The sequence below is a fragment of the Dyella sp. OK584 genome (genome assembly GCF_057787755.1).
On record NZ_CM173542.1, the window covers coordinates 1,987,423 to 2,012,819 of the forward strand.

Annotated in this window: 25 protein-coding genes and 2 pseudogenes; 13 read left to right on the forward strand and 14 right to left on the reverse strand. The window is 58.8% G+C overall.

What is annotated here, in order from left to right:
* Positions 1-363 precede the first annotated feature (363 nt).
* The 7 genes from AC3CBN_RS08795 to AC3CBN_RS08825 form a co-directional block, all read right to left on the reverse strand.
* The gene (locus tag AC3CBN_RS08795; protein WP_488636425.1) at positions 364-1,224 is read right to left on the reverse strand and encodes a hypothetical protein; all 861 of its coding nucleotides are present in this window, start codon (positions 1,222-1,224) and stop codon (positions 364-366) included.
* A 572-nt stretch (positions 1,225-1,796) separates the two neighbouring features.
* On the reverse strand, positions 1,797-2,516 hold the full coding sequence (locus tag AC3CBN_RS08800) for a PIG-L deacetylase family protein (RefSeq protein ID WP_488636426.1): 720 nt from the start codon (positions 2,514-2,516) through the stop codon (positions 1,797-1,799).
* Positions 2,517-2,541: 25 nt separating this feature from the next.
* Positions 2,542-3,930 (reverse strand): carbohydrate porin, encoded by a 1,389-nt coding sequence (locus AC3CBN_RS08805; RefSeq protein WP_488636427.1) that lies wholly within the window; start codon positions 3,928-3,930, stop codon positions 2,542-2,544.
* Positions 3,931-3,998: 68 nt separating this feature from the next.
* Positions 3,999-5,306, reverse strand: a complete 1,308-nt coding sequence (gene dctA, locus AC3CBN_RS08810) for a C4-dicarboxylate transporter DctA (protein ID WP_488636428.1) — start codon at positions 5,304-5,306, stop codon at positions 3,999-4,001.
* Positions 5,307-5,383: 77 nt separating this feature from the next.
* The gene (locus AC3CBN_RS08815; RefSeq protein WP_488636429.1) at positions 5,384-6,283 is read right to left on the reverse strand and encodes a substrate-binding domain-containing protein; all 900 of its coding nucleotides are present in this window, start codon (positions 6,281-6,283) and stop codon (positions 5,384-5,386) included.
* Entirely contained in the window at positions 6,280-7,137 is an 858-nt protein-coding gene (locus AC3CBN_RS08820) for an amidohydrolase family protein (protein WP_488636430.1), read from the reverse strand. Before AC3CBN_RS08820 ends, AC3CBN_RS08815 begins: the two co-directional genes overlap by 4 nt.
* Before the next feature lie 77 nt (positions 7,138-7,214).
* Entirely contained in the window at positions 7,215-7,886 is a 672-nt protein-coding gene (locus tag AC3CBN_RS08825; protein ID WP_488636431.1) for a 4-carboxy-4-hydroxy-2-oxoadipate aldolase/oxaloacetate decarboxylase, read from the reverse strand.
* A gap of 102 nt (positions 7,887-7,988) precedes the next feature.
* On the opposite strand from AC3CBN_RS08825, the gene AC3CBN_RS08830 reads away from it, so the two are divergent.
* A complete protein-coding gene (locus AC3CBN_RS08830; protein ID WP_488636432.1) occupies positions 7,989-9,212 on the forward strand; it encodes a LysR family transcriptional regulator in 1,224 nt (407 codons plus the stop codon).
* 297 nt (positions 9,213-9,509) lie between these two features.
* On the opposite strand, the gene AC3CBN_RS08835 is transcribed toward AC3CBN_RS08830, so the two are convergent.
* Entirely contained in the window at positions 9,510-10,637 is a 1,128-nt protein-coding gene (locus AC3CBN_RS08835) for an acyltransferase family protein (RefSeq protein WP_488636433.1), read from the reverse strand.
* A 255-nt stretch (positions 10,638-10,892) separates the two neighbouring features.
* Here AC3CBN_RS08835 and AC3CBN_RS08840 point away from each other — a divergent pair, with 255 nt between their 5' ends.
* From AC3CBN_RS08840 to AC3CBN_RS08860, 5 genes are all read left to right on the forward strand, one after another.
* Positions 10,893-11,723 carry an alpha/beta fold hydrolase gene (locus tag AC3CBN_RS08840; RefSeq protein WP_488636434.1) on the forward strand — a complete coding sequence of 277 codons (831 nt, stop codon included), beginning with the start codon at positions 10,893-10,895 and terminating at the stop codon, positions 11,721-11,723.
* 71 nt (positions 11,724-11,794) lie between these two features.
* Positions 11,795-12,919 carry a methyltransferase gene (locus AC3CBN_RS08845; protein WP_488636435.1) on the forward strand — a complete coding sequence of 375 codons (1,125 nt, stop codon included), beginning with the start codon at positions 11,795-11,797 and terminating at the stop codon, positions 12,917-12,919.
* Positions 12,920-13,344: 425 nt separating this feature from the next.
* Positions 13,345-14,037, forward strand: coding sequence for a CBS domain-containing protein (locus AC3CBN_RS08850; protein WP_488636436.1), 693 nt, complete (start codon positions 13,345-13,347; stop codon positions 14,035-14,037).
* Between the two features lie 131 nt (positions 14,038-14,168).
* Positions 14,169-14,708: a DUF1697 domain-containing protein gene (locus AC3CBN_RS08855; RefSeq protein WP_488636437.1), complete on the forward strand. Its 540-nt coding sequence runs from the start codon at positions 14,169-14,171 to the stop codon at positions 14,706-14,708.
* 212 nt (positions 14,709-14,920) lie between these two features.
* Positions 14,921-15,190: a hypothetical protein gene (locus AC3CBN_RS08860; protein WP_488636438.1), complete on the forward strand. Its 270-nt coding sequence runs from the start codon at positions 14,921-14,923 to the stop codon at positions 15,188-15,190.
* 363 nt (positions 15,191-15,553) lie between these two features.
* On the opposite strand, the gene AC3CBN_RS08865 is transcribed toward AC3CBN_RS08860, so the two are convergent.
* A complete protein-coding gene (locus tag AC3CBN_RS08865; RefSeq protein WP_488636439.1) occupies positions 15,554-16,192 on the reverse strand; it encodes a DinB family protein in 639 nt (212 codons plus the stop codon).
* Between AC3CBN_RS08865 and AC3CBN_RS08870 the strand changes: the two genes are divergently transcribed.
* A complete protein-coding gene (locus AC3CBN_RS08870; RefSeq protein WP_488636440.1) occupies positions 16,182-16,808 on the forward strand; it encodes a TetR/AcrR family transcriptional regulator in 627 nt (208 codons plus the stop codon). The two genes, AC3CBN_RS08865 and AC3CBN_RS08870, sit on opposite strands and share 11 nt — an antisense overlap.
* A gap of 296 nt (positions 16,809-17,104) precedes the next feature.
* On the opposite strand, the gene AC3CBN_RS08875 is transcribed toward AC3CBN_RS08870, so the two are convergent.
* From AC3CBN_RS08875 to AC3CBN_RS08885, 3 genes are all read right to left on the reverse strand, one after another.
* Positions 17,105-17,647, reverse strand: a complete 543-nt coding sequence (locus tag AC3CBN_RS08875; RefSeq protein WP_488636441.1) for a Rid family hydrolase — start codon at positions 17,645-17,647, stop codon at positions 17,105-17,107.
* Positions 17,647-18,561: a PhzF family isomerase gene (locus tag AC3CBN_RS08880; RefSeq protein WP_488636442.1), complete on the reverse strand. Its 915-nt coding sequence runs from the start codon at positions 18,559-18,561 to the stop codon at positions 17,647-17,649. The genes AC3CBN_RS08875 and AC3CBN_RS08880 overlap by 1 nt, the downstream gene beginning before the upstream one ends.
* Before the next feature lie 109 nt (positions 18,562-18,670).
* Complete coding sequence (locus tag AC3CBN_RS08885) at positions 18,671-19,573, reverse strand: DMT family transporter (RefSeq protein ID WP_488636443.1); 903 nt, start codon at positions 19,571-19,573, stop codon at positions 18,671-18,673.
* 127 nt (positions 19,574-19,700) lie between these two features.
* Here AC3CBN_RS08885 and AC3CBN_RS08890 point away from each other — a divergent pair, with 127 nt between their 5' ends.
* A complete protein-coding gene (locus AC3CBN_RS08890) occupies positions 19,701-20,141 on the forward strand; it encodes an Lrp/AsnC family transcriptional regulator (protein ID WP_488636693.1) in 441 nt (146 codons plus the stop codon).
* Positions 20,142-20,640: 499 nt separating this feature from the next.
* On the opposite strand, the gene AC3CBN_RS08895 is transcribed toward AC3CBN_RS08890, so the two are convergent.
* Positions 20,641-20,958: a DUF417 family protein gene (locus tag AC3CBN_RS08895; protein ID WP_488636444.1), complete on the reverse strand. Its 318-nt coding sequence runs from the start codon at positions 20,956-20,958 to the stop codon at positions 20,641-20,643.
* A 661-nt stretch (positions 20,959-21,619) separates the two neighbouring features.
* Here AC3CBN_RS08895 and AC3CBN_RS08900 point away from each other — a divergent pair.
* Positions 21,620-21,901 (forward strand): hypothetical protein, encoded by a 282-nt coding sequence (locus AC3CBN_RS08900; protein ID WP_488636789.1) that lies wholly within the window; start codon positions 21,620-21,622, stop codon positions 21,899-21,901.
* On the opposite strand, the pseudogene AC3CBN_RS08905 reads toward AC3CBN_RS08900, so the two are convergent.
* Positions 21,881-22,004: pseudogene (locus AC3CBN_RS08905) on the reverse strand (IS30 family transposase); the annotation flags it as partial. The gene AC3CBN_RS08900 and the pseudogene AC3CBN_RS08905 overlap by 21 nt on opposite strands.
* 584 nt (positions 22,005-22,588) lie before the next feature.
* Here AC3CBN_RS08905 and AC3CBN_RS08910 point away from each other — a divergent pair.
* From AC3CBN_RS08910 to AC3CBN_RS08925, 4 genes and pseudogenes are all read left to right on the forward strand, one after another.
* A complete protein-coding gene (locus AC3CBN_RS08910; protein WP_488636445.1) occupies positions 22,589-23,389 on the forward strand; it encodes a carbonic anhydrase in 801 nt (266 codons plus the stop codon).
* A gap of 434 nt (positions 23,390-23,823) precedes the next feature.
* The gene (locus tag AC3CBN_RS08915; RefSeq protein ID WP_488636446.1) at positions 23,824-24,552 is read left to right on the forward strand and encodes a GAF domain-containing protein; all 729 of its coding nucleotides are present in this window, start codon (positions 23,824-23,826) and stop codon (positions 24,550-24,552) included.
* 482 nt (positions 24,553-25,034) lie between these two features.
* A pseudogene (locus AC3CBN_RS08920) lies at positions 25,035-25,130 on the forward strand (hypothetical protein); the annotation flags it as partial.
* 68 nt (positions 25,131-25,198) lie between these two features.
* Positions 25,199-25,324, forward strand: a complete 126-nt coding sequence (locus AC3CBN_RS08925; RefSeq protein ID WP_488636694.1) for a hypothetical protein — start codon at positions 25,199-25,201, stop codon at positions 25,322-25,324.
* Positions 25,325-25,397: the final 73 nt, after the last annotated feature.

Genomic DNA, 25,397 nt, shown 5'->3' on the forward strand with positions numbered 1-25,397 from the left:
CGAACCCGCACCCGTGGCGGATATCCAAACCGTTCGCGTTTGCTCTGCGGCCGTCCCCGCGTAGATCAGGCCACCGCTTCCATTGCATTGCTGCGCATGGACGATACCTGGCGCAAGCATGCACAGACACACCGGTCCCGCCACGAGGGCAACAAACATAATGCTGCGCGGTGAGTCAGCCGAGATGCCCCATGCGGCTGCCCTTCCATTGGCGCTAACGCGGCGTGGCGTTTCAGATTGCGATGAGCCTTTCATCCATCCTCCTGTTCCCCTACCTGAGATGCGATGCAAAGGAAGAGCAGTTGTAGGTGGCGATCGTCTTGGGTCGCGTGCAGCGAAACCCGGTCGGATATCGGTGGTGTTTTAGGTGGCTGCATCATCCGGCGAATGCACTGCCACTGACGCTCGTCGTCGCCACGACAGATAGAGCAGCGAAAGCACGGCGGCGGTAATGACATATCCCACGATAAGTACCGATATGTGTGTTCCGGGGACGGTGATGGCGACGGCCAGCGCAACACCGATATGCCGTGTGGCGCAGATAACGGCCAGGGCTGTCCTGTCATCGGCAGCGGGTCCGCCCAACAGATGGCCAATGGCGAGCGCAGCAATCATCAGAGCAGCAAGCGCGACCATGCCGTGCCAGCCAATGTTCAGGAGAATTTGCCAATGCGTCACCAGTAGCACGATGCCGCAGACAGTGAGCACGATGCTCGCCAAACCCATCAGGCGGTCCGCGAGCATCTCGGTCCACTTCGGCCACGCCATGTGCAGACCCATGCCAACGGCAAGCGGTAACAGGATGGTCTTGGCCATCATCAGTGCGACCCGACCGATCGGCATCTTCAGTGTGACGTCGAAGTAGTTGCTAAGAAGCGCAATCCAGGTGGGCACGGCGAGGATCGCGACCAGCGATGACGTCACCAGCAGGCTGAAAACGTACTGATGACTTTTGAGTGCCTTGAGCTTCTTGGGCAGCAGCGGGGCACCGGCAGATACGCCAAGCACCAGCAGTGCAGCCCTTGCACCTGATGCCGCGGGAATGATGTTGACAAGCACAAACGCCGCCAGGGGCACCAATACGTACATGCCAAGAAGTGAGCGGAACAAAAGACCGGGGCGCCGCCAGAGATACGCGATATCCGCCGGACTCGCGTTTGCGCCGACGGAAAGAATGATCACGGCAATCGACAGCTTGATCAACACCATCAAGACTGCAGTCATGTCTCCAAAGCCTCTTGCCAGGTAACGAAGCTGGAGTAGCCGAAGGCTGTAGAAGAGCCGGAATGGGTACTGCCTCCCAGGTGGCTCTGTGTTTGATGAGTGTCGCGGCGCAAAGCGGGCTACTTATCGCCTCAGGCGCCAAGGGCTTCCCCCTACGTCAGGAAAACTTTAGCAAGTCACCCGCTGAGGAACTACCGTATTTCTACGGTCCGCAGAAATTATGCCGGCTACTTGTGTGTCTAGTGGAACCAGCACTGTCAGGCTCAGCACCACACCTTGCCACCCCTGCAGTTCTTGGCGATGCGGGGAGGTCGCGGCCGCTGCGGACACCCGCGATGGTTATGACGAATCGTGCTGCTCGATCCTTCAAGGCCTCTTGAAGCACGACCCACCGTCAGGCGGGAATCGATCACCGCCTCAAGCAAACGATGACCGCTGGAAGTGGATGCCACATGGGCTGCGTGCGAAAGTCCGCTTCTGGCCTGAAAGTGGACATCAGGCTCAGCCAGACCGGCGTGCCATGCTCGCGCGTCTGCCTTTGGTCTTGAGCGAAACGACGCACCGTTCGCTGGTTACCCCAGCGTACTGACCACCTGGGGGAAGATGGCCTCATAGGCTTCGCCGTACGTCATCGGCATGCCTGAGTTGCGCCCGCCCTGAACGCCGCGTTGCAGTGCCACGCGCGTGTAGTACTCCCACAAGTGCTCCTGTCCTTGCATGCACTCGATGCCGGCACGTTTTGCTTCCCATGCATCGGTGATGTTGAGAATCACGTTGGGTTTCCAGCCGCATTGCTCGGGTTGGTGTGGTTCGAACAAGTAGACCTGCGGCGCGCCGAGGACAGGCGTGCCGGGGTTGTGGCCGTGAGCCTGAGCGATGATGCGCGCTTCCTGAGCGAAAGCGCTCACCGCAGGATGATCGGCGTTGTATGGATCGACGCGTGAATGACTCATCGTCCATATGGGCCGGATGGCGCGATGCAGATCGGCAAGCCTGTATAGCGAGTCGCGGTGCAAGGAAATGGGATAGTCGCCAACGTCCCAGAACTGGATGTCAGCGACACCAAGCAGTTTGGCGGCGTTTTCGGCCTCCTTGCGCCGTTCGGTTTTGACCTTATCCAGCGTCATGCCGTTTTGGCGCCACAGCTTGGCCGACTCCCCGCGTTCACCAAAAGAAAGGCACACGACTGTTATTTCCCAGCCAGCGGCGGCGTGAAGCGCGATGGCGCCGCCGGCGCGCCAGACGAAATCGGCCGAGTGTGCACTGACTATCAATGCGGTCTTGCCCGTCATGATCAATTCCTCTCAATGGTGGAAATCAGTCGCCGCCCGGCGCTTTGGCGAAGCCCAGCATGTAGCCGAGATCCATGCGCAGGTTCAGTCCGAAAGCCAACATGTTTTTTGGCAGAACAGGTGTATTCGGTATGGCGGAGTTGTCCGGATGCACGATGTACTGGACGCTTGGCATCAGCTCGATGCCGCGCGCTATGTGAAAGCCATAAGCCATCTCATAAGCCATCTGATGTGCGCTATTGGTGCCGCTGCCGCCTGCCTTGATCCTGGCATCGCGCAGGAACGCGCGCTCGTGCGGAGTTAGCGCGAACTCGGAAACCGAAAAGGCGAACGTGTCATCAGGTCGGCCGCTGAAGGGAGCCGTCCAGACGAAGCCGGTGTAAATCTGCTGGCGCATGATCTCGGCTTGATCCAACTGCTGGACAATGCCCGCGAAGGCGTTGATATTTTCCGGGCCGTTCGGATCAGGCCGCCACAGCACACGGTCGCCCATCACGTAGACACCGTCGCGACTGCTGTTGATCTGCAGCGCAGTACCGCCGTGCAGCGCGCGCGATTGGCCTGCAGTGTTGTAGTACGGGTCCGTAAGCGGCGCCGTGCTGACGTAACCACCGACTTTCAGCTCGAACGGATAACGCGTGGTGTCGGGATCGGTATGAGTCCAGCCCCATTCCACGGGCACGGTGACACCGGTGGATGCGGCGGTCGAAAAATCCAGCCCGTTGCTGGCCGATGTCGTGGGGTTGACCTCAAAGACGCCCGTTTCCAGGTACGTGTATGCACTGGTGTGGTACTTGAGGTTGACGCCCCACGTGGCCGACGGCAGCAGGCTGAAGCCTGCCTCGGAAACGATGATGCGCGGTTCGCCGCACAGCGTGCCTGACTCGAAGTGGCAGTTGGTGACCAAATGGCCGTAATAAGTAGTGGTGCCAAGACGGCCGGCGAGGATGTCGAGCTTGTCGTCGAGTAACTTCTGCTCGTAAGCGAACAGGCCAAGATGCCACTGGGGAAATTCGTTCTTGTAGATGTACTGCTGTTTGGTGAACGTGCCAGTGACATCGTGGTTGAGGCTTTCTCCGTAATCACGGTACACCGTGAAATGGAACGATCCGCCCGTGAAACCCAGCATCTTGTCAAGATCGAGATCCGCACCGATGTTGAACTGGCCAACATTGGTGTGACCCTGTGAGACGCCGCCTGTCGTATTGCCGGCGTACTGGTCGATCAAGGCGGCGCGAAGACGTATGCCGTCGTCACCCAGCTGTTTGGCGAGCGACGCCAGTGGCGGCGCAGACGAAGTCGCATCGTCCCCGGACGTATTGGCTGAATCGGTACTTTGCGCAGATGCGCATGTCGCGGCCGCCATAAGCGATAGAAAAGCGGCAATGGAAACAATAAAGCGATTCGTGAGCATGAGTCTCCCCCTCACGAGGCCGCCCGACCCCGCGATTCGCTTGTTATGAGTGGTGGCAGCCGGTCGGTTTAGGCGGCCTGATATCCTGCGTCGAGTTCTTTGTTCAACTGCTCGTGATCCACGGCTTTTTCCCAATTGCCGACCACCACCGTGGCAACACAATTGCCCGCAATGTTGGTGAACACGAATGCGGCCGAAAGAATGCGATGAATCCCGAGGATCAACGCGATACTTCCGACCGGAATGGCATTCGTCGCCGCAAGCGTCATGGTCAGTACGGCGATGGCGGAGCCGGAGACGCCGGCTCCGCCCTTGGACGTCAGAAGCAACACGGCCAGCAATCCCAGTTGTTGCTCCCAGCCCAGCGCGGTGCCCGTGGCCTGCGCCAGGAAAACGGCGACGGCAGCGAAGTAGAGACAGGTACCGTCGTGGTTGAAGCTGTAGGCCGTTGGTAAAACCATGCCGACGACGGATTCGTTGACGCCGAGCCGCTTCAGCTTCTGGGTCAGCTGCGGAAACACGCTTTCGGAAGAGCTTGTGCCGAGTACCAGCACGAGCTCTTCGCGGAAATAGCGCATCAGCTTGAGTAGGCTGAAACCGGCGAAATGGCAAATGGGGGCCAGAACCAGCGCGAAGAAGATCACGCAGGTAAGGACAAATTCACCGACCAATGCGCCTAGCGGTATCAAGGTGGCCAGGCCGAACTGCGCGACGGTGAATGCGATCGCGCCAAAGGCAGCGATCGGCGCAATTTTCATTACGGTGCGAATAATCCAGAACAAGGTCTGCGACACCGTATCAACCACATGGAGAAACGGTTGCGCCTTCTCCCCCAGCGATGCCAGGCCGCAGGCAAAGAGCACCGAGAACACCAGTACCTGCAGAATCTCACCCTGCGCAAAGGCATTCACCGCCGAGGTCGGGATCAGGTTCACCAGAAAATCGCCGAAGTTCACCGGCACGAACGCCGCGGTCTTATCCGATATGGATGACCCATGCAGCATCGCAGAATCGACATGCATGCCAACGCCGGGTTTGAGCACGTTGATGGTGACCAGGCCGATCACCAGGGCGATGCTGGTGACCACTTCAAAATAGATCATCGCCTTGATGGCGATACGTCCGACTTTGCCCAGGTCGCGGACGCTGGCGATGCCATGCGTCACCGTGCAGAAGATAATCAGCCCGACCACCATTTCGATCAGTCGGATGAAGATATCGCCGAGCGGCTTTAACTCCTTGCCAATATTTGGCGCCAGTGCCCCGACGGCCACGCCAAGCATCATGCCCACAACGACCTGGAATGTTAGGTCCTGATAGATGGGGCGGTGCCGTCGCGGTGGCGGCGGCAGGTCGGTGATGATGGGCTGGCTCATGACTACGACATTCTCGAAGAGGGTGGCGACATCCGCGGATGATTTCCTTTAGAGGGAATGGGCAAAGACGTTCCGGTTCAATCGACCAGTGCGCCAAGCATGTTTTCGGCGGGGCCGAACACCTCGTCGATACTGAGCCTGCGCGGCAACAGGTTTTGTTCCACGCAAGCGTCGATGACCCATTGCACGGGTTTACAAAGCTTCTCGAAACCAAACAGGGTCGGGCTTGGGCTGGCCGGCGCAGCGGGATGCAGACGGTCCGCCTGCAGCAGTAAACGGTAAGCCTCTTTCACGGCATCCGGATCGTGGCGGCAGGCCTCTCGAGTGGCTACCACCATGTGATTGATCGGCACAAAGCGATGCTGTTGCCACCAGGATTGGTCCCTGGCTGCGGCATCGGCGATGACGGGAACGAACTTCTCGTCATCGGGCAGATCGTTACCGAGAATGGCGGCATCGATCTTACCGTCGCGCAGCATGTCTGGCAGGCTTTTTTCGCCCAGCGTGTGCTCAACGAAGATGGGGTCCTGATACTGCTCGACGTGCGCGGGATCGCGCGTGAGCCAACGCATGCGCTGAGTCGAGAGACCGTAATCCTCGACCAGATGCGCACGCACCCACATGCCCGTGGTCTGGGTGTAGGAGCGAACGCCGATGCGCTTGCCTGGAAGGTCTGCCGGTGCCAGCACGCCACGTGGACGATAGGAGATGAGACAGCTGCGCTGGAAACGCGAGGCGACCACGACAGGCAGCATCACTATGGGGCGTTCGTATGCGATCGCTTGCAGGCAGGTGACGATGGCCAGTTCGCTCAAGTCGTAAGCCTGCTGCCTGACCATCGGCGCAAAGGCCTTGTGTACCGGCGATACCTCGACGAAATCGAGATGTATCCGCGGGCTGGTGATTTCACCCTGCTTGAGTGGCGCAGACAGCGGCGAGTTTGCCAGCACCGTACGCAAGGTAGTGGATCGGCTCATGGCTGCACCGTCGATAGCGCGGGATAGATGGCTTTGGCGGTGCCGCTGAACATCGATGCTTGTTGGTCGTCTGGCAGGCTGCCAAGCACGCTGCGTGCGGTCGCGATCAGGTTGGATAGTTGGCCCTCTGCCGCCGGAAAGTTCGAGCCCCAGGCGATGCGCTCGGCACCGAACACGTCGACGATCTTTTCCAGGAAAGCAGCCGGGGTGGAACGTCCCGCCGTGGCCGCTGCGAGGGTGCGGTTGGTGAGCTTCAGGTACACGCCGGGGAACGTGGCCATGTCAAACAACGCGTTGGCGGCTGCGTAGGGCGCACCGTCGGAAAGGTCTGGCCGGGCGCAATGATCGAGCAACACGTTCACTGCCGGGAAGCGCTCAAGCAGTGAGCGTAGCGCTGGTAATCCTTCCATCGTCATCTGCAGACACACAGGAATGCGCAGCGCCTCGGCATGTGCCCAGGCGGGATACGAATCCTTGTGCCCGAGCCAGTCCGACTGGCCGGGCATGGTGCTGCCAGTGGTGAACAAGCGGAAGCCGGACAGGCCTTCGGCCTGCCAACGGTCGATCTGGGCTACCGCATCCGGCGCAAGCGCATCGATGGAGTAGACGCCGACGAAACGATCCGGATGTGCACGCACGGCATCTACTACGTAACGGTTGTCGTGGCCGTACACCGTGGAAGCCTGCACAACCACGGCTTTGGCGATACCCGCCTCGTCCATCGCGCGCAACAGACCAGCAACGTCCACGGGCCGCTCGCGCGACCAATCCGATTGATGGCCGCCGATGGGGTCGGTCGGATAGCTCTGGGTGTCCGGGGATATGACGTGAGTGTGTGTATCGATGATCTTCATCGTGCTCTCTATGTTCCGCTTTTTTCCGGCGGCGGTGGCGTAAGTTCCATGGGGGAGGGGCCGCGCCATCAACATCGTCAGATATATACGAGCCCTACAAGCGCAAGCTCTTCGCGCATGGTGTAGATATCCAGCCCCAACTCGCCGTTGGCGAGGCGTGCGCGCACAGCCTCCTCACGGGCTTCACGGGCCATGGCTCTTTCGAGAACTTGCGCTGCTTCTTCGCGTCGAACCACGCAAACGCCATCGTCGTCCGCAACGATGACATCGCCTGCGCGAACATAGGCATTGCCGCAGGTGATCGGCAGGTTGACTGTGCCAAGCGTTTTTTTAACCGTGCCCTGTGCACTGATGGCCTTTGACCACACCGGGAACTGCATTGCCGCAAGGTCGCGGATGTCGCGTACTCCGGCGTCGATAATCAGCCCGCGGCAGCCATGCGCTGCGGCCGAAGTGGCGAGCAGGTCGCCGAAATAGCCGTCGTTGCAAGCGCTGGTGGGTGCCACGACAAGGATGTCACCCTCGCGCAGCTGTTCCACGGCGACGTGCAGCATCCAGTTATCACCTGGCGGCACCGAGACCGTCGCGGCTGTGCCTGCGACACGTGCCCCGGCATAGATCGGCCGCAGGTACGGGGCGAGCAACCCCGTTCGTCCCTGGGCTTCATGGACAGTCGCCACGCCGAGTTGCCCCAGCGCATTCACGATGGCGAGGTTGACCCTTTCGACTTTGGTATTAACTGCTGACATGCCGCAAACCTTTGGAGGATGGCGGGTGGAATGTGACCATTTAATGGCCGTTTGCCAAATTCGATTTATGATCAATACATAAGTAAAGACTATTGATTACGCATGAGCGACGTATTTGCCTTCAACTTGCGCCACCTCGACGCGCTAAGCGCGATCGGCCGATCCGGAAGCATGAGTGCGGCGGCGCAGGTCGTGAATCTTTCGCAGCCCGCGTTGGCACAGGCTATCGGGAAGGTCGAGCGGCTTCTGGGCCAGCGGCTTTTCGAGCGGCAGCCCAGCGGCATGGTGCCGACCGCGGCGGGGCGCATCATGATCATCCGCGTCGAACGCGCCTTGCGGTATTTGGTGCAAGGCGTGCGCCTGGTGCGACGCTCGGCGCGATTGCCGCCCATCACGCATATAGAGCGCCGAGTGTCGATGGCACAGCTGCGCGCGCTGATCGCCGTAGAGAGCACGAGCAGTTATGCGTTGGCGGCACTGCAAATTGACCTGTCACAGCCAGCCGTTCATCGCGCGGCTCGTGATCTGCAAGAACTCCTCGGCACGGCACTGCTGGTACGCGTGGGGCGCGCCGTACGCCCCACCGACGTCGCCAGTCGGTTTGTCCGTTTCGCGCGGCTGATGCTCGCCGAGCTCAGGGCGGGCATGGACGAGGTCGGCGCGCTGGGCGCAGGCCAGGGAGGGCGCATCAGGCTGGGCACGTTGCCGATGGCGCGCGCCATGTTCCTGCCGGAACTGCTTGGGCGATTTACCTCGGCCCATCCCGCTGCTTCGGTGGAAGTCGTGGAGGCGCCATACGGAGAATTGCTCGATGGCCTTCGCCAGGGCGACATCGATTTACTCATCGGCGCCCAGCGTGATCCGTCGCCCGCGGGCGATGTCGTGCAGGAAGGTCTATTCGACGACGAACCTGTCATCGTGGGAAGTGCGAAGCATCCATTGCGCCATGCCAAGCAGCTATCGCTCGCCGACCTGCTGAAGTTTCCCTGGGTCGTTCCCTCGCATGGCGTGCCCATGCGGTCCAATTGGGAGCGCATGTTTCGCAATCAGGGCGCAGAGCCGCCCAGGCTTCGCATCGAGTGCGGCTCCGTGCTGATCATGCGCGGGCTGATGCTCAGTGGTGATTGGCTCACGCTGATGTCGCGCGATCAATTTCTGTTTGAACAGGCCGTCGGGGTGTTGGCCGAACTCGGTGCACCTGGCGAAGTGCTGCGCCGACGCATCGCACTGACCCGACGAAGCGACTGGCGACCCACGCCGGCCCAAGCCGATTTCGTCGCCATGGCGCATGAGATCGCCGAGGAGAGAGGCCCAGCCGTTGCCTGATGGGGTGATCGGCAACGCGTCGGTTAGCCGCTGGTGACTTGAGATATTGGCGACGCGGAAGATTGAAAAGATGAGGCCACCAAGGGGTGATCCTCATTTGCTAATTAGACGTCCCGTCTGCTGCATAGACGGCGCGTTGCCATCAGATGGCACGCTCAGCTGAAAGCGGGTCCCGAGGTCGGCTCGCTCGTTGGCGAACGAGGAATGTTCGCTTCCAACCTACAGCGGGCATGCTCCTACGTCTTATTCGGCGCCGCACATGAGCCTCTGATGCCATCGCAGCAAAATGGCATGGATCTATGCGGCAGCCGTGGCGGCCGATCTGGTTATGGTTCGATCGCGCAGGAAAAGAAAGGGTCGTTCGATCAGATAATGCAAGATGGCGGCAGCAGCCAGCGCTACCAGCAGACAGCACGCGAACGTCAGGATCCCATGGTGATTGAGGGGTACGGGCAAGTGCTTTGATGCCAGCTTGAGTACCGCCTTGTGGATCAAATAGATGCTGTAGGACGCTGCTGCGATCCAGGACGTTCCGGGCAGTCGCACTCTAGCCAGCACGCCGCTGGGGCTTGCCGCAGAAGCGACGATCAACGCAAGCCCGAGCGAGAGGATCGGGAATCCAGCGACGCAAGCGGCAAAAGTAAAGATGTCTCGGAATATCCATGCCGCGAAGCCCACCGTGGCGATTCCAAGAAGGGCGAGCATGTTGGGGCATCGCTGCATGCGCTCCCACAACGTCGTCCGGTAGACGCTGAGGACGGCGAGCGCCACGCCGGCGAGTAAGCCATCGAGGCGCGCATAGGTTGGGTAGTAGACAAGCTCCATATAGCGATGGCCATCCATTTCCCACACACCACTACCGTCGGTTGCGAATGCCGCCGATTGCCACCAGGCAAATCCGCGCCAAGCCAGGCCAAACAGGACTACGCCGAGGAATACGGCGACCACACGCCGCTTGTCCGCACGGGGTGCGATGGCGAGCACTGCCACAGGGAAGATGAGATAGAAGTGCTCCTCTACGCACAGCGACCAGGCAGAGGAGAAGGCGTGCATGACGCTTTGATCGACGAACAAGTTCATCGTGAACGTCAGGAATTGCCAGATCGGCTGGATGGCCTCTTGCTCGCGCAGGGACGGAAAGCAGAAATAGAGCGCAACGACGGTGAGATACGCCGGAAGAATTCGATAGGCGCGCTGCCTGTAGAAGGCTTTGAAGTCGAGACTGCCCTGACGCTTGAATCGCTGGAGGACCTGTCGACCAATCAGGTATCCGCTCAGGACGAAGAACAGATCGACGCCCATCCAGCCATATTCTTCGATCCAGCCAAAGCCGTTGCCCATCCCACCCACCATCCAGGCGTGGGTACAGACGACGGAAATAATTGCGACCGCGCGCAATAGATCGAGTCCGGGTATCCGGTGCATACATCGCTTCCCTGCAGAGGCGGGCAAGGATAACCAGATTCACTGTCGGTATGCAGGGGAGCCCATGTTGCAACCTCAGTGGGTATGAATGTCGCGCTCGTTGCCAGGTGAAGATCGACATTGCGCCCGGGCCTGGTCGTCGGCAAGCTGGGGATGTCCGCTTTCGACCCATAGCGAACAACAATAGCGCGGTGTTCGGACCGGACCGGAATGGTGGCCAGCCGCCCACGTAAACCACGGGCGGGTGTAGACAGAATGGAAGAATTGAAGAACATGTCGCCTGTCGTCCTGACCCAGGAAATATGGGTGGACACCGATCACGGTCGTATTTTTGCCAAACGGTGGAGCACTGCACTCGATCCATTGAGTAAAGGTGCCCCCATCGTGCTGTTTCACGACTCGCTCGGCTGTGTCGAGCTGTGGCGCGATTTTCCGGAGCGTCTGGCGTGCACGACAGGAAGGGATGTCATTGCGTACGACCGTCTTGGTTTCGGAAAATCGGACCCGCACCCGGGAAGGTTGGACAACCGCTTCGTTCATGATGAGGCACGTATCGCTTTTCGTCGTCTGCGAGAAGCGCTGGGTATCGAGCGCTTCGTCGCTTTTGGACACAGCGTAGGCGGAGGCATGGCCATAGCTTGCGCGGGCGTCTATATGGAAGATTGCCGTGCGCTGATTACCGAGTCGGCTCAGGCGTTCGTCGAGGATCGCACGATCTCTGGCATACGCGAAGCCAAGAGGGGCTTTGAACAAGCGGGCCAGGTCGATCGTCTGAAGAAGTACCACGGTGACAAGGCGGCCTGGGTACTGAGCGCCTGGATCGATACTTGGCTGGCCCCGGACTTCGGCGGATGGAACCTCGATGAGGATCTGCGCCGCGTGCATTGCCCTCTGCTGGTGATTCATGGCGATCAGGACGAATACGGCTCGACCCGGCATCCCGAACGCATCGCGGAGCGGGCCACTGGTCAACCGACTCTCAGGATCCTGCATGAATGCGGCCACGTGCCCCACCGCGAAAAGAGCGAGATCGTGCTGGGTATGGTTTCGCAGTGGTTGGCCGATGACGAACGGGCTATGACTTAGGTTCGAATATCGAAAGTTATCTGTTTTGCGTGAGGGCACGGAGCTAGATTTCTCATTCCAGCACAGCTCACGTGATCCGCATCGCGCCGAAAGTCCAGGGGGGCGCCTTACGACGCGCCAACCCCGGAGGATTTATGCGCCCATTGCAAGACACCGCTACCGAAGCATCGATGAATGAACGAGGACCTCAGGCCGAGCTTACGCCAGAAAGGCTGGTCCAGCTTGGCATGGGTTTCTGGGCATCCAAGACATTGCTTTCCGCCGTGGAGATCGGCGTGTTTACCCACCTCGCGGGCGGTGCCCGCAGCGCAAAGGAGCTTATCGATACGATCGACCTGCACCCGAGGTCGGCGGTCGATTTTCTGGATGCGTTGGTGGCGTTGAACGTCCTGGAGCGCGAGGGAGGCCGCTACCGCAATACGCCGGATGCGGATCTCTTTCTTGACAAAGCGAAGCCGAGCTACGTCGGCGGTTTGCTGGAGATGGCCAACGCAAGGCTGTATCCGTTCTGGGGCTCGCTTACCGAAGCGCTCCGCACCGGCAAGCCACAGAACGAGGCGAAGGAGGGCGGTTCGCCTTTTGAGGCGATCTATCACGATGAATCATCGCTGCGCGGGTTCCTGCAGGCGATGAGCGGCGTGAGCTTGGGCGCGGCACGGGCCATCGCGCAGAAATTTCCCTGGAAAGACTATGGCACGTTCATCGATATCGGTGCGGCGCAGGGTGCGTGCCCGGTGCAGATAGTGCTCGCTCACCCACATCTGCGCGGCGGCGGATTCGACCTGCCAGTGGTCGGCCCTGTGTTTGATGAATACGTGGCTTCGTTCGGGTTCAATGACAGGCTGCGTTTCTATCCCGGCGACTTCTTCAAGGACCCTTGCCCCGAAGCAGACGTGCTCATCATGGGGCATATCCTTCACGACTGGGATCTCCCGCAGAAGAAGGAACTATTGGCCAAGTGTTATGCGGCGTTGCCAGCAGGCGGCAGTCTGATCGTCTATGACGCGATCATTGACGATGCGCGCGAAGAGAATGCATTTGGCCTGCTGATGAGCTTGAACATGCTGATCGAGACACCCGGCGGCTTCGACTATACCGGTGGCCAATGCTGCGAATGGATGAAGGAAGTTGGCTTCAGGGAGACCCGCGTCGAGCCTCTCCTCGGCCCGGACTCCATGGTCATTGGCGTCAAATGAGGGAGAAACAAATGGCTTGATACGAGTGCGGCTCGTGCCTGTGTTGAAAGGGTATGCCCTCATAGGGAACGACTGCGTCGTGAAGAGTGACTTCAATACGGCAGTCCAGACTGTAGTCAGCGCACATCTGGAATATCCGTTTCTGACCCAAAGCGGACTTAACCGCGAACCTGCTACATCAGCAAAGTGTGAAGGGCGACAGTCAAGCCGAATTAGCCGATCCCGATGGGTTTGGCATATAGTCATCGCGATTCAGTCAGCTCTTTCCAAGCGCAAAGGTCTAACGGCCGAAGAAGCTCAATGGCATATCCGAGGTCGTAATTTTTGCCAGCGGCAGGGGATTGGTTAGCTCCCCAATCTCTGGTTGCTGCGTGAAGTCCTCCAGCTCTGGGCCATCCGGCGTTGAACCAGCAAAGGAGATCGCCATGAAAGTAAGCGATGCGATGAACGCTCAGGTGCGAATCGCCTTCGTTAGCGACAGGGTATCTCTGGCTATGCGTATCATGCTTGGCGCGAGGGTAAGCGGCCTTCCAGTGGTCGATGAAACGGGCAACTTGGTTGGCATAGTGACCGAGGGCGACTTGCTTCGGCGTGCGGAAATTGGGACCGAGCGCCATCGGCCAAGGTGGTTGGAGATCGTTCTCGGACCTCGTCGTCTGGCAAAGGAATATGTCGAGACACATAGCCGGCGAGTGGGTGACCTGATGACAACGAAAGTGTTGTCGATCGAGGAGTCCGCACCTCTGGCAGATGCCGTGGCACTGCTGGAAAAACAGCGCATTAAACGTTTGCCCGTCACGCGTCATGGCCGCCTTGTCGGCATACTCAGCAGAGCCGATCTCATGCGGGCGTTTCTTGACGCTCTTCCTGATGAGACGACCCTCAACCTCTCAGATGCCGACATTCGTCAGCGCATTGATCAGGAAATGTCGAGATGCCCATGGATTACCCGCTCAGCGATCCAGGTTACGGTGTTGCTTGGCTCTGTTGATATTGATGGTGTCGTTACTAATGAAGCCACGCGCGATGCGCTTCGTGTACTGATTGAGAACCTCCCGGGCGTTACCAGCGTCAAAGACAGGCTAAGCGTCGAAGATTCGACCAAGGGTTATCTTTAGATAGCTAGGGAACGGACTGCCAATTTCATGCGGAATCTCAACGCAGCCCATCGAGCACATGGTGCGATTGTCAGTGAATCTCCGCTTCCGACCCAAGGCGGACATCGCCGCTGGACAAAGGAGTATCCAGAGTGAAGTACGCAGCTTTCTTCCGGAATTTGAATCTCGGACGGACGAATTGCCCGAATAAGACACAGTTCGAGGCGGCCTTTATCGTTGCTGGGGCTGCGACTGCGTCTTCGTTCCTGACTAACGGAACCATCGTTTTTACGGCTGCAACGAACAACGAAGCTCAAGAAGTACTTGCTCGCGCCAGCGAGATACTTCGCGGAACTTGCGGCCTCAACGAACCGGGCTATATCCGCACCATGGAGCATCTAGCCAAGCTCATCTCGTTCAACCCGTTCGGCGAGGTGGAGCGTGCAAGTGTCCATGAGTGCTGCGCATCCTTCGTCCACGCAGAAACCGGCTCGCTCACCCAGCTGCCGAGGGAATCAAGGCGCGGTGACGTCAAGGTGCTTCATGTCGCCGAATCGGAGGTGTTCAGCGTAAGCCTCCGTGTCGGCAGGACACCGGGGAGCCCCAACGCATTTCTGGAGAAGTATCTGGGCATGCCGGTCACAACACGCAGTTGGAATACGGTAGTTCGTCTGGTGCAGCGGTATGCCTAGCCAGCCGATCGACTGAAATACTTTCGACATGCAAACCCCTATACGAAGCGTTGTTCGCAGGGAAAACCACGCGAGCCGGGTTAGTAGTGATGGCTAGCTGATTGTGTGTTCGCTAGTCACTTGTCTCTTGGATGTTGCACCACCGGTAGCAAAATTTCTTAGCTACCGATCGCTACCAAACGTTATTCGCCCTGGGGCGTCGAGAGAATCCAATGCGAACAGCACTACTTTCAATCGCTGGCTTACTTCTCCTGGCCGGCTTCTCGATCATCGCCAAGCTATTCATGGAACAACTTTCATGGACTACGAACTGGATCATGGGAGCTTTCTTGGCGATCTGGTTTGTCGTTTGTGCCGCGAACCTGTCGATTGGTGTGGTGCGGGCAGGGTATTCCTTCGTCGAAGAACTTCCTGTCTTTCTGATACTTTTCGTCATTCCGGCCTTGGCTGCGGCCTGTGTTAAGTGGAAGCTCCTTCCTTAACAGTGAATTGTGCAGAGGCGCAGGTCGTTTGTTGCTTGGCAGATTCCCGGTGACATTGGAAATAGCCAACAAGCCGTGAGTAAGGGTGACGGTCTTGAGAGACTTCTTTCCGCGATTTGATGGCATTGCGCGCTGCAGTTCGGAAGCCAAGGCGTTCAAGGATTGTCATGTCCTGGCCTTTGCGCGAGCAGCGAGTGGCCGGGTAGAAACCACAGGAAATCGCAACCTAAGCCCCTAACTTTCATGCCTTCCCCCTGCAACACGTCTGTATCGCGGGATGTGTCCAAGAGATCGAAAATGGCGATGCGACCGGCCATTTCTTGTATTCGCAGGCACGATGAAAATAGTCGGGTGAGTGCGCGGTCACGCAGCAGTCCGCCCTCTCGTCGAGGCCTCCGCCTCATGCAGATAGGTCGTGAGGCCATCCTTCGCCGGTGGAACGGCATTGAGCAGCATGACTGCGCTGACCTGTCCGCGATGACCTACGCCGTGGGTGATCACATGCATGAGCATCTCCTCGCGGGACATACGGCCCGGTGCGCCGTCGGTGAACAGAAAGTCGATCCGTTCCACCCATTGGTCGCGATCGAGAGCTGCCACATAGTCGATGTACTCCCGATCGCTCTTTCTGATGTCCGCGGACAAGTCTTTCAGCGTCGGCATTTCGCTCACATTGGCCGACGTGTACGCGTGAACCATTCGCCTCATGTGCGCGGCGAAGATCCGGTCGACGATATAGCTGTGGCTCAGGGCCTTGATGGCCAACGCGGTTATGGGGGATTCGCCGCCAAGCGTGGCCAGCGCGGTCAACAGCTCGTCGTTCGCCCAGGCCTTGTATCGGAACAAGTGCTGCAATGTATCGTGCATGCCGTTGTCTCCTGAGAGATTCGCGCTTTTCGCGTGTTCCGGATGGTATTGCCTTGTCATTTCCACGTTGGGCAGAATACGAGCAATGATTCGCTTTATATACTCGCGTTGTCGGTGGTGAAAAATGGCACGCAAACCGCTCACAAAACCCAGAAAAGCCGCCTCTCAGGTGCGATCGCGAGCGACGGTCGATACGCTGGTTGAAGCGACCGCTCGCATTCTCGTCAAGGAAGGCTTCGACAAGGCCAGCACCAATCGCATCGCGGAGGTGGCGGGGGTGAGCGTCGGCTCGCTCTACCAGTACTTCCCCAGCAAGGAGGCGCTTGTTGCCGCCGTCATCGAACGCCATCAGCAGGAGATCATGCAAACGGTTCGTGGCGAGTTGGCAGAAGTGTTGGCTCAGCCGGTGGAGAAGGCGGTGCGCAAACTTGTCGCCGTTGCGGTTAAAGCGCACCGTGTCGATCCCAAGCTTCATCGCGTGCTCGCGGAGCAGATTCCGCGCGTGGGCAAGCTCGAGGAGCTGGAAACCTTCAATCGTGAAAATTACGCCCTGTTCCGGACGTACCTTGAGAGCCACCGGGACGAACTCCGTGTCGATGACCTGGAGCTAGCATCATTTGTATGCGTGACCACGATTGAGGCGTTGACGCACAACGCGGTGTTGCACTATTCCAAGATGCTTTCGGACGAAACGATGGAAGCGCTCATCGACGAAGCTGCGCTCCTCGTGACCGGATATCTGAAGGGCTAGTCCGGTATTTAAGCGTCATCGCATCGCATTGTGAGACGGATTCCGGTCTGACAGAGAAACGGTTCGGGAAAGGGCTCACCACGCCGCTGATGTTGACCAGCGGTCCGGAGACTGCCCCAGTTGTCCCATAGCAGCTTTGCCTGCATGCTGGAAAGCTCTGCTTTCGACCGCGATTTCGGCCGGTCGATGCCTGCGCTTCAGATCACGGCAAAACAGGCATGCGAGGAACTCAAGCGAGCCAACGTGCTATGACAGGCCGTGATTCGTGTGATGCCACCGGCATTGCATATGCGTGACTAACCGGACGGTGTCGAAAGCCTCGGTGGTGCCGAGTCGCGGCGCTGGATTTTGTCGGCGATCTTGCGCCATATCGACAGTGCCGCCGCGCGAGGCGCCGCAGCGTCTTGACTGGCATCGGCCATGGTCACCGCGATCGCCTGCATGGCGATCTGGGCGCCAAGATGAAGCTGCGGTGAGACAACGATGGCTCTTGCCGGGCGATGCATTCCCAATCGTTCGCTGTAGATCCGATCGACCATAGGCCAATGGCCGATGTCGGTAACGAATACCGTTACATTGACCAGCCGATCAAGGCCGCTGTCGGCTGCATCGAGAATGGCCTCAATGTTGGAGATGACTCGGTCGGCTTGCGCTTCGATGCCCGCTGGCACGTCGCCATCGCTTCCGGGAGTGATCGGCAACTGCGCCGCCACGAACACAAAGCCGTGGGCGACAACGGCCTGGCTATAGTGTCCACGGGCCGCCGGCGCCTTGGCGGTGGCGACCAGTTCGAGCGCGTTGGCATTCATGGCGCCACGGGTTGCCTGCGACGCGAACATCACACGTGCATCTCCGTGCCGAAGACCAAGATGGCTTCACCACCAATGCGGACCGAGATGGGCGTCAAGTGTTGTGGATCGACGCGCACTTCCACCTTGACTCGACCGGGCCGACCCATGGATTCACCCTGCCTTATCCAGCAGGACAACCCGGACCGAAAGGCCTCCGAGGGAATCAGCCTGTGCTGCACGATATAGGCGCCAAGGGGGCCGCTCGCATTGCCCGTCACGGGGTCTTCGTCGATACCGATGGCAGGGGCAAACATGCGTCCATGCGCGAGGATTCCGTCGTCGGGGTCGGCCAGCGTGAAAGGATAGAAGCCGTTGCAGCCTATGTCCCGACTGACTAGGGACAGGGCGTGAAGATCCGGTTGGAGATGGTTAAGGACATCGCGACATCGCAGCGGGACCATGACCTTGGAGTGTCCCGTGGAAACAATCTCGATTGGTCCTGTGCCGACATCGCCTTCAGCAATGCCCAGGGCCGTGATCAGTCTGCTTCGGTCCGTATCGGACAACCTGGCGAAGGTTGGTGCACGCTGATGCATCCAGATCCGAAAATCGTCGCCTTCCACCGGCTCAACGTCCACAGCAAGAATGCCGGCACCCGTGAGTTGCCGCACGGTCCCTGCAGACACGTGTCCTTCGACGGCACGCACGTAGTGGGCGGCAATCGTGGCGTGACCACAAATGGGGACCTCGGTCGTCGGCGTGAAGAAGCGAACGTGCACGTCGTGATCATCTGCCGTGGGCCGGAAGATGAAAGCCGTTTCGGAATTGTTGAGCTCCCGTGCGATGGCTTGCATCTGTGCTTCGCTGAGTCCGTCCGCATGCGGCACGACGCCAGCCGGATTTCCCTTGAAACGTTCCCGCGTGAAGGCGTCTACCTGGTAGACGCGATAGGATTTTTGCATGATGGATCACGTATCGATGGATGGTGGTGTTAGTGGCTTTCTGCACGACGCATGCGCGCTTCGACATCGTCGGTCGCACAGGCTTGCGCAAGGTCGCTGCCGCTGCTCGCTAGGACGAATCTTGTGTAAGCAATGAGGGCTCTTTGTCTTTTCGTGAGCCACCATGGCCATTCATGCCGACGACAGCGACAAGGATGGCCGCCGCACCGATCATTTGCTCCAAGTTGAGACGGTGACCAAACGCAATGACATCCACGGCTATTGCCACCACCGGATAGATAAAAGAGAGCGCACCCTGCATGTGCGTTGGCAGCTTGTGGATCGCGTCGTACATCAGCACGTACACCAAACCCGTATGCACAACCCCGATCACCACCAGCAAGATCCATAGGCTTAGCTTTGCAGGTGCGTGGGAGATATCGGCGAATGGCGATAGCAGTAGCGCTCCCACGCACATGTGTATCAAGGCGATAAGGTGCGGTGGCGTGCCCTTGAGTTGCTTGGTGATGAGCGCGGCGATGGCCCACATAAAGGCAGCGCCCAGCGCCATGAGAACGCCGATGAGGAAATGGCCATCGGTGTTGCCGTTTCCACCATCGAGTTGAACGATCATCAACAAGCCACTGAAGGCAACGGCCAGCCAGGCCAGCTTCGCCGCCGTTAATCGCTCCGCCAGGAACACCGCTCCAAAGCAGACGAGCATGAACGGCTGGATGTTATAGACGGCGGTGGCGACGGAGATGGATGCTCGTGAATACGCCGCAAACAGCAGGACCCAATTGAGCACGATGGCGATGCCGCCGAGCACCGAAAGTATGAATACCCGCAGGGTGATCGGGCGAAGCAAGCCCTTGCTTGCACATACGATGAAGAGTGCGGCTGCGCCGAACAGGCAGCGCCAGAACACGATATTGAGGACGGGAAGCCCGGAAACCACGACAAACCAGCCGATGGTGCCGGCGATCGTCATCGCGATTGCCAATTCAGCGATGCCCTGTGCTTGTTTGCTCACCTCATGCCCTCACGCCATTTGGGCTCTATTATCGTTACCGTGACGTGGCGTTACATGGCTACAGTTAGGTCTGTTGGACAAATTTCCTTCTTTTATTAGGTGGCGGCGCTGCGAGGAACGGTCCGTGATGATCGACGAAATTGATACTTCCATACTCGAACTGCTCGCACGCAATTCGCGCATATCGTTGAAGGAACTTGCCGCGGAGATCCAGCTCTCGTCGCCGAGCACCTCGGAGCGACTCAAGCGGCTGGAAGAGCGAGGTGTCATACGCGGCTACACCATCGACGTGGAGCCACGCCTTCTCGGACACCTCCTGCAGGCTATCGTCAGAATCCGGCCATTGCCGGGACGCCTTTCGACGGTGCAAAAGCTGATTGAGGCCACTCCGGAAGTTGTCGAGTGCGACAAAGTCACCGGGGACGATTGTTTTGTAGCGCGCCTGTTCGTGCGTTCGATGGAACATCTCGACGAGGTGGTCAACCGCATTGGCGAGGAAGCCACAACCAACACATCCATCGTCAAGGGCCAGCTCATCAAACGACGGTTGCCACCCATCACCCCATGACTGTCTTGTAATGGGTGCGGGCCAACCGGCTGAATCCGCACCCCGAAGCTGACAGTCCGGCTACGGTGAGCCGTCGGCAATCTGGGAGCGTCTGTCATTGGCCGCAGCCTTGACGCTTCGCGATGCGTTGCCTTTTCCATCGCGCGTTGCGATGCGACCCTGCTTTGCATCTCGTGCTTCAAGACGATGATGAAAGGTAAGTGCTGCAACGCGGACTTCTCTTGGCGCAAACGGCAGCTCGCAATCTGCGTGGGCTGTTCCAAGGAAGGTGAGGAGGAAAAGGGTCCCGATCAGGCGGTACATAATGGCGCTCCGAAGATGGAGCAAATATCCATCGGCGGCTGGTTACCGACTATCCGGATCTTGCGTTTCGGTTCATCGAAACGCTCGACCATTCGCGCCCGCTTTGGACCTATGGCGGATCTTGCCATTATGGGGCTGACCCGCCAGCGGATCTTCGGCAAAATCAAATGCCATATGGCGTTGCCATTACGCGCTTTCAGCGGGCAACACGCGTTCGAGTCAAAGAGCCAAGCAACAACGTTACGCATGCACCTAGCAACGCAATGTCCTTGAGCAGAAACATCTCCACTAACGTCGAGATGATCGGAAATCCAGATGGACTGTGCATGGTGATGCCAGGAGTGCTGAACACGAAAGTCGCAGTGAGTAGAAAAGTCGCACTTGCCATCGCTGCTCCCAATGCTGATGCAAGAGGAATCCGCGAGCCGACTATCAACGCGGCTGCCGTCACCAGCTCGATCGTGTCGACGATCTTTGCTTGTCCATACACCCCAAAGACACCCAGCCAGCTCATAAATGGGCTGTTCGAGATGAGTGGCCCGATCTGCTCTGCCGCATAACCGCTCCGGAAAACAAAACACTCGCGAGCCTGACCCTGAGGCCACCGGTCGCGATGGCTGTTGTGTGGGAAATGGTTTCCTCCGGGCTTTAGCGCCTTGCGGGTTTGTCGGTGCGCGGAGAAGGTGTGGGTTCGGATGAATCGGCCATCCGGATCGAGGCGATGTATGCGGGCGAAATCGGGCTTGTTCTGACTTGGGAAGTGTCCGCACTCGACCCAGCGTCGCCGTTCAAGGTCACGCGTTCGATGTCCGGCTCTGCTTTCGCTTGTTGGTCGAACGAGCCGCGGATGGAGCGCGCTGGCGTCGGACGGTTAGCCTGGTCGTTAGGCGAGGCGGTAAAGATGTATAAACGGACGTGCACCTCTTTTTACCAGGTCGCTAGGCGGCACTCGGCCACTATTCATATCAGGTGGGCAGCAATGATGAAGAGCAACTACGCGCTGGTTTCCGGGTTTGTATTCGGTGTTGTGTCGGTATTTCAGGCGGTACGCGCAGTGGCTGTGTGGCCGGTGCAAATTGGCCCTATGGAGATCCCGGTTTGGTTTTCCTGGGTCGCCGTAGTTGTCGCTGGCAGCCTCTCCATCTGGGCATTTCGGTCGCAGCGTTAGCAACATCATGCTCAAAGCGCTGGCAGTCGTTATACCGTTCGCTACGGTGACGTTCCTGCGCTTGGGGAAAGTTGTTCGGATCGTTCGCAAACTGAGCCGGTGGGAGTTGATCGCCGTGATGGGCAACCTGCTACACCCAAGGGGACAGCAAATTTCCTCCGGCGAACTGGATGAGCATCTGCTTCACTTCTGCATAAACAGCCCTGATCCCGCACCGGTGATGTACACGATCGTTGAAACTTTTCCGCCCGTTACCGCCGAGCATTGGTCCGTTCGTGTTCTCGTTTGAGCCTCGCCGCAAGATGTTGCGGTTCGCAGAAGTAAACCTGGATGTCCGTCGTCAGCGTGAAGCGCCGGTAGTCCGCCATCTCCTAGCCGTGTTTCCAGGTCAAACGAGCCGATGCACCGCAGGAACGAACATCGGAGGCGCTTACACGTTCGAAGCCGGGATCAGCCACCTTCCGGCTCCGCAAGCAGCGGATCTGGCCCCTTCTTAAAAGGCGGGCCGGGGGGGGGGCGCTAGCCGCCCCATTTCCTTATGCCCTGCGCGCCATCCGTTTTGGATAGGCCCGAAATGCCCTCTTGCGTTGCAAGGTGCTACCAGCGCCAGGGCGATCCACCCAGATCCTTTCTTCACGGAAGCGCGAGGGTCTACGCGCGAAAATGCCGGCGCCAAGCGGGTTTCCACTTGCCTGGTGGCCTGTGTAGCAGGGCGGTCGCAGCTCAAAGTCGGCGTTTCCCATTGACTTGAATCGGGTGGCGACTGTCGTGGGGAAGATGGCGCACGGTGCGCTTTGAATCGAGATCCGTGGTGGCTAGTTACATCCGGCGCAGCATCGAAGCATCGGTAGTAACGGGCAGGAAGCCATGAGTGGGTTGCGTCGTCCGCAGCATAGGTAAGGCGAGGGCGCTTCGTCGTCGCGTGTCGAAGTGGCCGGTTCCCATGGTGGCGTTCCATAACGGCTGGGGGATGATCATGCGCAGATCCAAACGGCACCTGGCCGGTTTGACCGCGGTGGCGGTCATGGTGGCCTCAGTAGGCGTCCTGGCCTTGCCTCTGTCATCGGACAACTGGGCGTCGGCCCCACACTGGTCGTACGCGGGGAACAATGGTCCATCGCATTGGTCAGCGATGGATGCGAAGTTCGTGGCGTGTGGCAATGGCAAGGCGCAGTCCCCCATTGACCTTGAGTCGCGTGATGCCAAGACCGGAAAGGCCGGCGAGTTCCATATCGACTATGAGAAGGGCGCGGTTGCCCTGGTAAACAACGGTCACACAGTCCAGGCCAATGTCAATGATGCCAAGGACACCGTGGTGTTCGATGGCGACACGTATCGACTGGCGCAGTTTCATTTTCACTCGCCGAGTGAGCACACCACGGACGGAAAGCGCTTTCCGTTGGAAATCCATTTCGTCAATGAGAATGGAGGCAAGCGCATTGTGGTCGTTGGCGTGATGGTGAAGCTGGGCAAGGAGAACGAAAGTCTCGCGCCCGTGCTCAGAAGTCTTCCCGCTTCAGAGAAGGGGATTCCGACGAACGGAAGGCCGCCGATTACCGTGGACCTTACCTCCGTGCTTCCCCACGATCACAAGGCCTTTGTCTATAGCGGTTCGCTGACCACGCCGCCCTGCACGGAGGGTGTGCATTGGATCGTGCTCTCGCAGCCCATTCAAATGTCGAGCGATCAGATTGCGTCCTTCACCAAGATCTTTCCTGACAACCATCGGCCTCTGCAAAAGACCAATGGGCGGGAGATCGACAACGAATCGGATTGAGCGTCACGGATCGGCATCAGTTCTGATTCAATGGCCGGGTCAGGTACACAGCCATGTGACGCCTGACCCTGGTCACCATCAGCAGCCGGTTCAGCCTTGGCCGGAATGCTCTTCAACCCGCTCGGATTCTGCGCACTGCGCCCGTCTCCTCGCGTCGCGAGCGGACTCTAGAGCTTCGCGAAAGCTTCGTACTGCTCAATCTCGGGGACGCCGGCCATACGGCAAACTCGAGGTGTCTGCCTCCGACCCAAGGCAGACAATCGCAACCATGTCTTCAGCTACTTGAAGCATACTTGGGACAGGCAAAGCGGCAGGGGAGCACTGAGTTTATGTCCTCGCATAACCCTTCGTCCGAGTACGCGTGGCCTCCTTCCGTTGTGGGCTTCGATATGCCGTCACCGTCTGTAGCAGGGTGTGACAGCGCGGGGCCGGTGATGGTCGCATTCCTGAGCGCACGCCCCGATCACTTCTGGATCGAAGCCTTTGTCTTGGAAGTGGGTGAATTCAAATCGCAGAACAACCTGTTGGACGTGCGAATTGATGCTCGTTGCCTGGTGGTAACAGGCCCTGTTGGCCAATTGCGCGGTTTGGCCGTCTATGTGCGCAACTTTGTGCATCGGGTATCCCGTATCAGCTTGCAGAGGCGTGTCATTGAGCGATTGACCCAGGGCGATAGTTCCGCACCGAATACCGCGGAAAATGCCGCAGCGATACGTGATGTCGATCTCGTGACTCGGATGCCGAGCGTTGCGGCGATCCTGCAGGAAGTTTCGCAAGCGACCGGCATGCGGTTCGCAACAGTCGCCAGAGTTTCCGACACGCGTTGGACCGCCTGCGCCGTCTACGACACGATTAGTTTTGGACTGCGAGCTGGACAGGACCTGGTCCTGGAAACCACGATTTGCAATGAAATTCGCACGCACGGTCAGACGGTGACGTTCAATCATGCGAGCACTCATCCCTTGTATTCAAAGCACCCGACGCCGGCGCTGTATGGCTTTGAGAGCTATATCTCCATACCGATTTACAGAGCGGATGGGCAGTTTTTCGGGACGCTATGCGCCGTGGATCCGCAGCCAAGGCACCTTGACCAGGCCACCGTACAGACCCTGGAGAAGTTGGCGAAAGCCATCGGTGTGGAGATTGACAAAGCAGCGTCGTAGCGGTGTCTTGACGCAATGGATGCGGAACACGGGAATGTCTGCTGTTGACCCAAAGAGCACATCCAAGAGCGACAGCGCGCGGCAGGGTTGCGTGAATCTGGGGGATCCATGAGCGAATTTTGCAGATGGCTTGTGCTTTGGCTTGTTGTGGGCGCTTGCATGCCAGTCTCGGCCAGCGACGACCCTGCGGTGCTACGTGTTGCGACCGAGGTTGTAAGCGCGAACATGGGGCCGATCTGTCGGGGAGTATTGCCTGATCCCAATCGCGCGGATCGTATTGAGCTCGCCAGGTTGGTCGCGGCGTTGCCAAACCCCAACGCGACGTACCCGTTCGGCGACGCGGACATCACGCCGCTGGGATTGGCTGTTCTTGCCGATGACGTGCGGCTGTTGGATGGGCTTTTTCCAGAGGAGCGCGTTGGAGAAATGGCCTCACGGACATCATGGCAATGCAGGAGGCCGCTCAATACGCGACCCCTGTCATGATCAACGCACTGATACGACACGGCCTGAGTCCGAACCTGCGAGAGCCGGACGGCTTGTCTCCTCTCATGAGTGCGGTCTATGAGAACAGGGTTGATAACGTCTCTGTGTTGCTGTCCGCCGGTGCGGATGCCACGTTCGAAATGAACAACGCAACAGCGCATTGCACGGCGCGGTCATTTGCAAGAATCAGCAAATGGTCGATTTGCTACTTCGCCGTGGAGCTCGTCCTGATCCCCAGACAGAACGCATGGCCAGAGAACGAGGCATGCGTTTGCGAGCATTCTGAATGTCCGCCATGAGTCAATAGCGGGCATCTCAGCAAGGCGGCCCTACGTGCGCGGAACCTGGGAATAAGGGGG

Coding starts and splice junctions, on each gene's coding strand:
- AC3CBN_RS08795 (WP_488636425.1), bottom strand. CDS start 1,224: ATGACTGCAGTCTTGATGGTGTTGATCAAGCTGTCGATTGCCGTGATC.
- AC3CBN_RS08800 (WP_488636426.1), bottom strand. CDS start 2,516: ATGACGGGCAAGACCGCATTGATAGTCAGTGCACACTCGGCCGATTTC.
- AC3CBN_RS08805 (WP_488636427.1), bottom strand. CDS start 3,930: ATGCTCACGAATCGCTTTATTGTTTCCATTGCCGCTTTTCTATCGCTT.
- dctA (WP_488636428.1), bottom strand. CDS start 5,306: ATGAGCCAGCCCATCATCACCGACCTGCCGCCGCCACCGCGACGGCAC.
- AC3CBN_RS08815 (WP_488636429.1), bottom strand. CDS start 6,283: ATGAGCCGATCCACTACCTTGCGTACGGTGCTGGCAAACTCGCCGCTG.
- AC3CBN_RS08820 (WP_488636430.1), bottom strand. CDS start 7,137: ATGAAGATCATCGATACACACACTCACGTCATATCCCCGGACACCCAG.
- AC3CBN_RS08825 (WP_488636431.1), bottom strand. CDS start 7,886: ATGTCAGCAGTTAATACCAAAGTCGAAAGGGTCAACCTCGCCATCGTG.
- AC3CBN_RS08830 (WP_488636432.1), top strand. CDS start 7,989: ATGAGCGACGTATTTGCCTTCAACTTGCGCCACCTCGACGCGCTAAGC.
- AC3CBN_RS08835 (WP_488636433.1), bottom strand. CDS start 10,637: ATGCACCGGATACCCGGACTCGATCTATTGCGCGCGGTCGCAATTATT.
- AC3CBN_RS08840 (WP_488636434.1), top strand. CDS start 10,893: ATGGAAGAATTGAAGAACATGTCGCCTGTCGTCCTGACCCAGGAAATA.
- AC3CBN_RS08850 (WP_488636436.1), top strand. CDS start 13,345: ATGAAAGTAAGCGATGCGATGAACGCTCAGGTGCGAATCGCCTTCGTT.
- AC3CBN_RS08860 (WP_488636438.1), top strand. CDS start 14,921: ATGCGAACAGCACTACTTTCAATCGCTGGCTTACTTCTCCTGGCCGGC.
- AC3CBN_RS08870 (WP_488636440.1), top strand. CDS start 16,182: ATGGCACGCAAACCGCTCACAAAACCCAGAAAAGCCGCCTCTCAGGTG.
- AC3CBN_RS08875 (WP_488636441.1), bottom strand. CDS start 17,647: ATGTTCGCGTCGCAGGCAACCCGTGGCGCCATGAATGCCAACGCGCTC.
- AC3CBN_RS08880 (WP_488636442.1), bottom strand. CDS start 18,561: ATGCAAAAATCCTATCGCGTCTACCAGGTAGACGCCTTCACGCGGGAA.
- AC3CBN_RS08890 (WP_488636693.1), top strand. CDS start 19,701: ATGATCGACGAAATTGATACTTCCATACTCGAACTGCTCGCACGCAAT.
- AC3CBN_RS08895 (WP_488636444.1), bottom strand. CDS start 20,958: ATGAGCTGGCTGGGTGTCTTTGGGGTGTATGGACAAGCAAAGATCGTC.
- AC3CBN_RS08900 (WP_488636789.1), top strand. CDS start 21,620: ATGCTCAAAGCGCTGGCAGTCGTTATACCGTTCGCTACGGTGACGTTC.
- AC3CBN_RS08910 (WP_488636445.1), top strand. CDS start 22,589: ATGCGCAGATCCAAACGGCACCTGGCCGGTTTGACCGCGGTGGCGGTC.
- AC3CBN_RS08915 (WP_488636446.1), top strand. CDS start 23,824: ATGGTCGCATTCCTGAGCGCACGCCCCGATCACTTCTGGATCGAAGCC.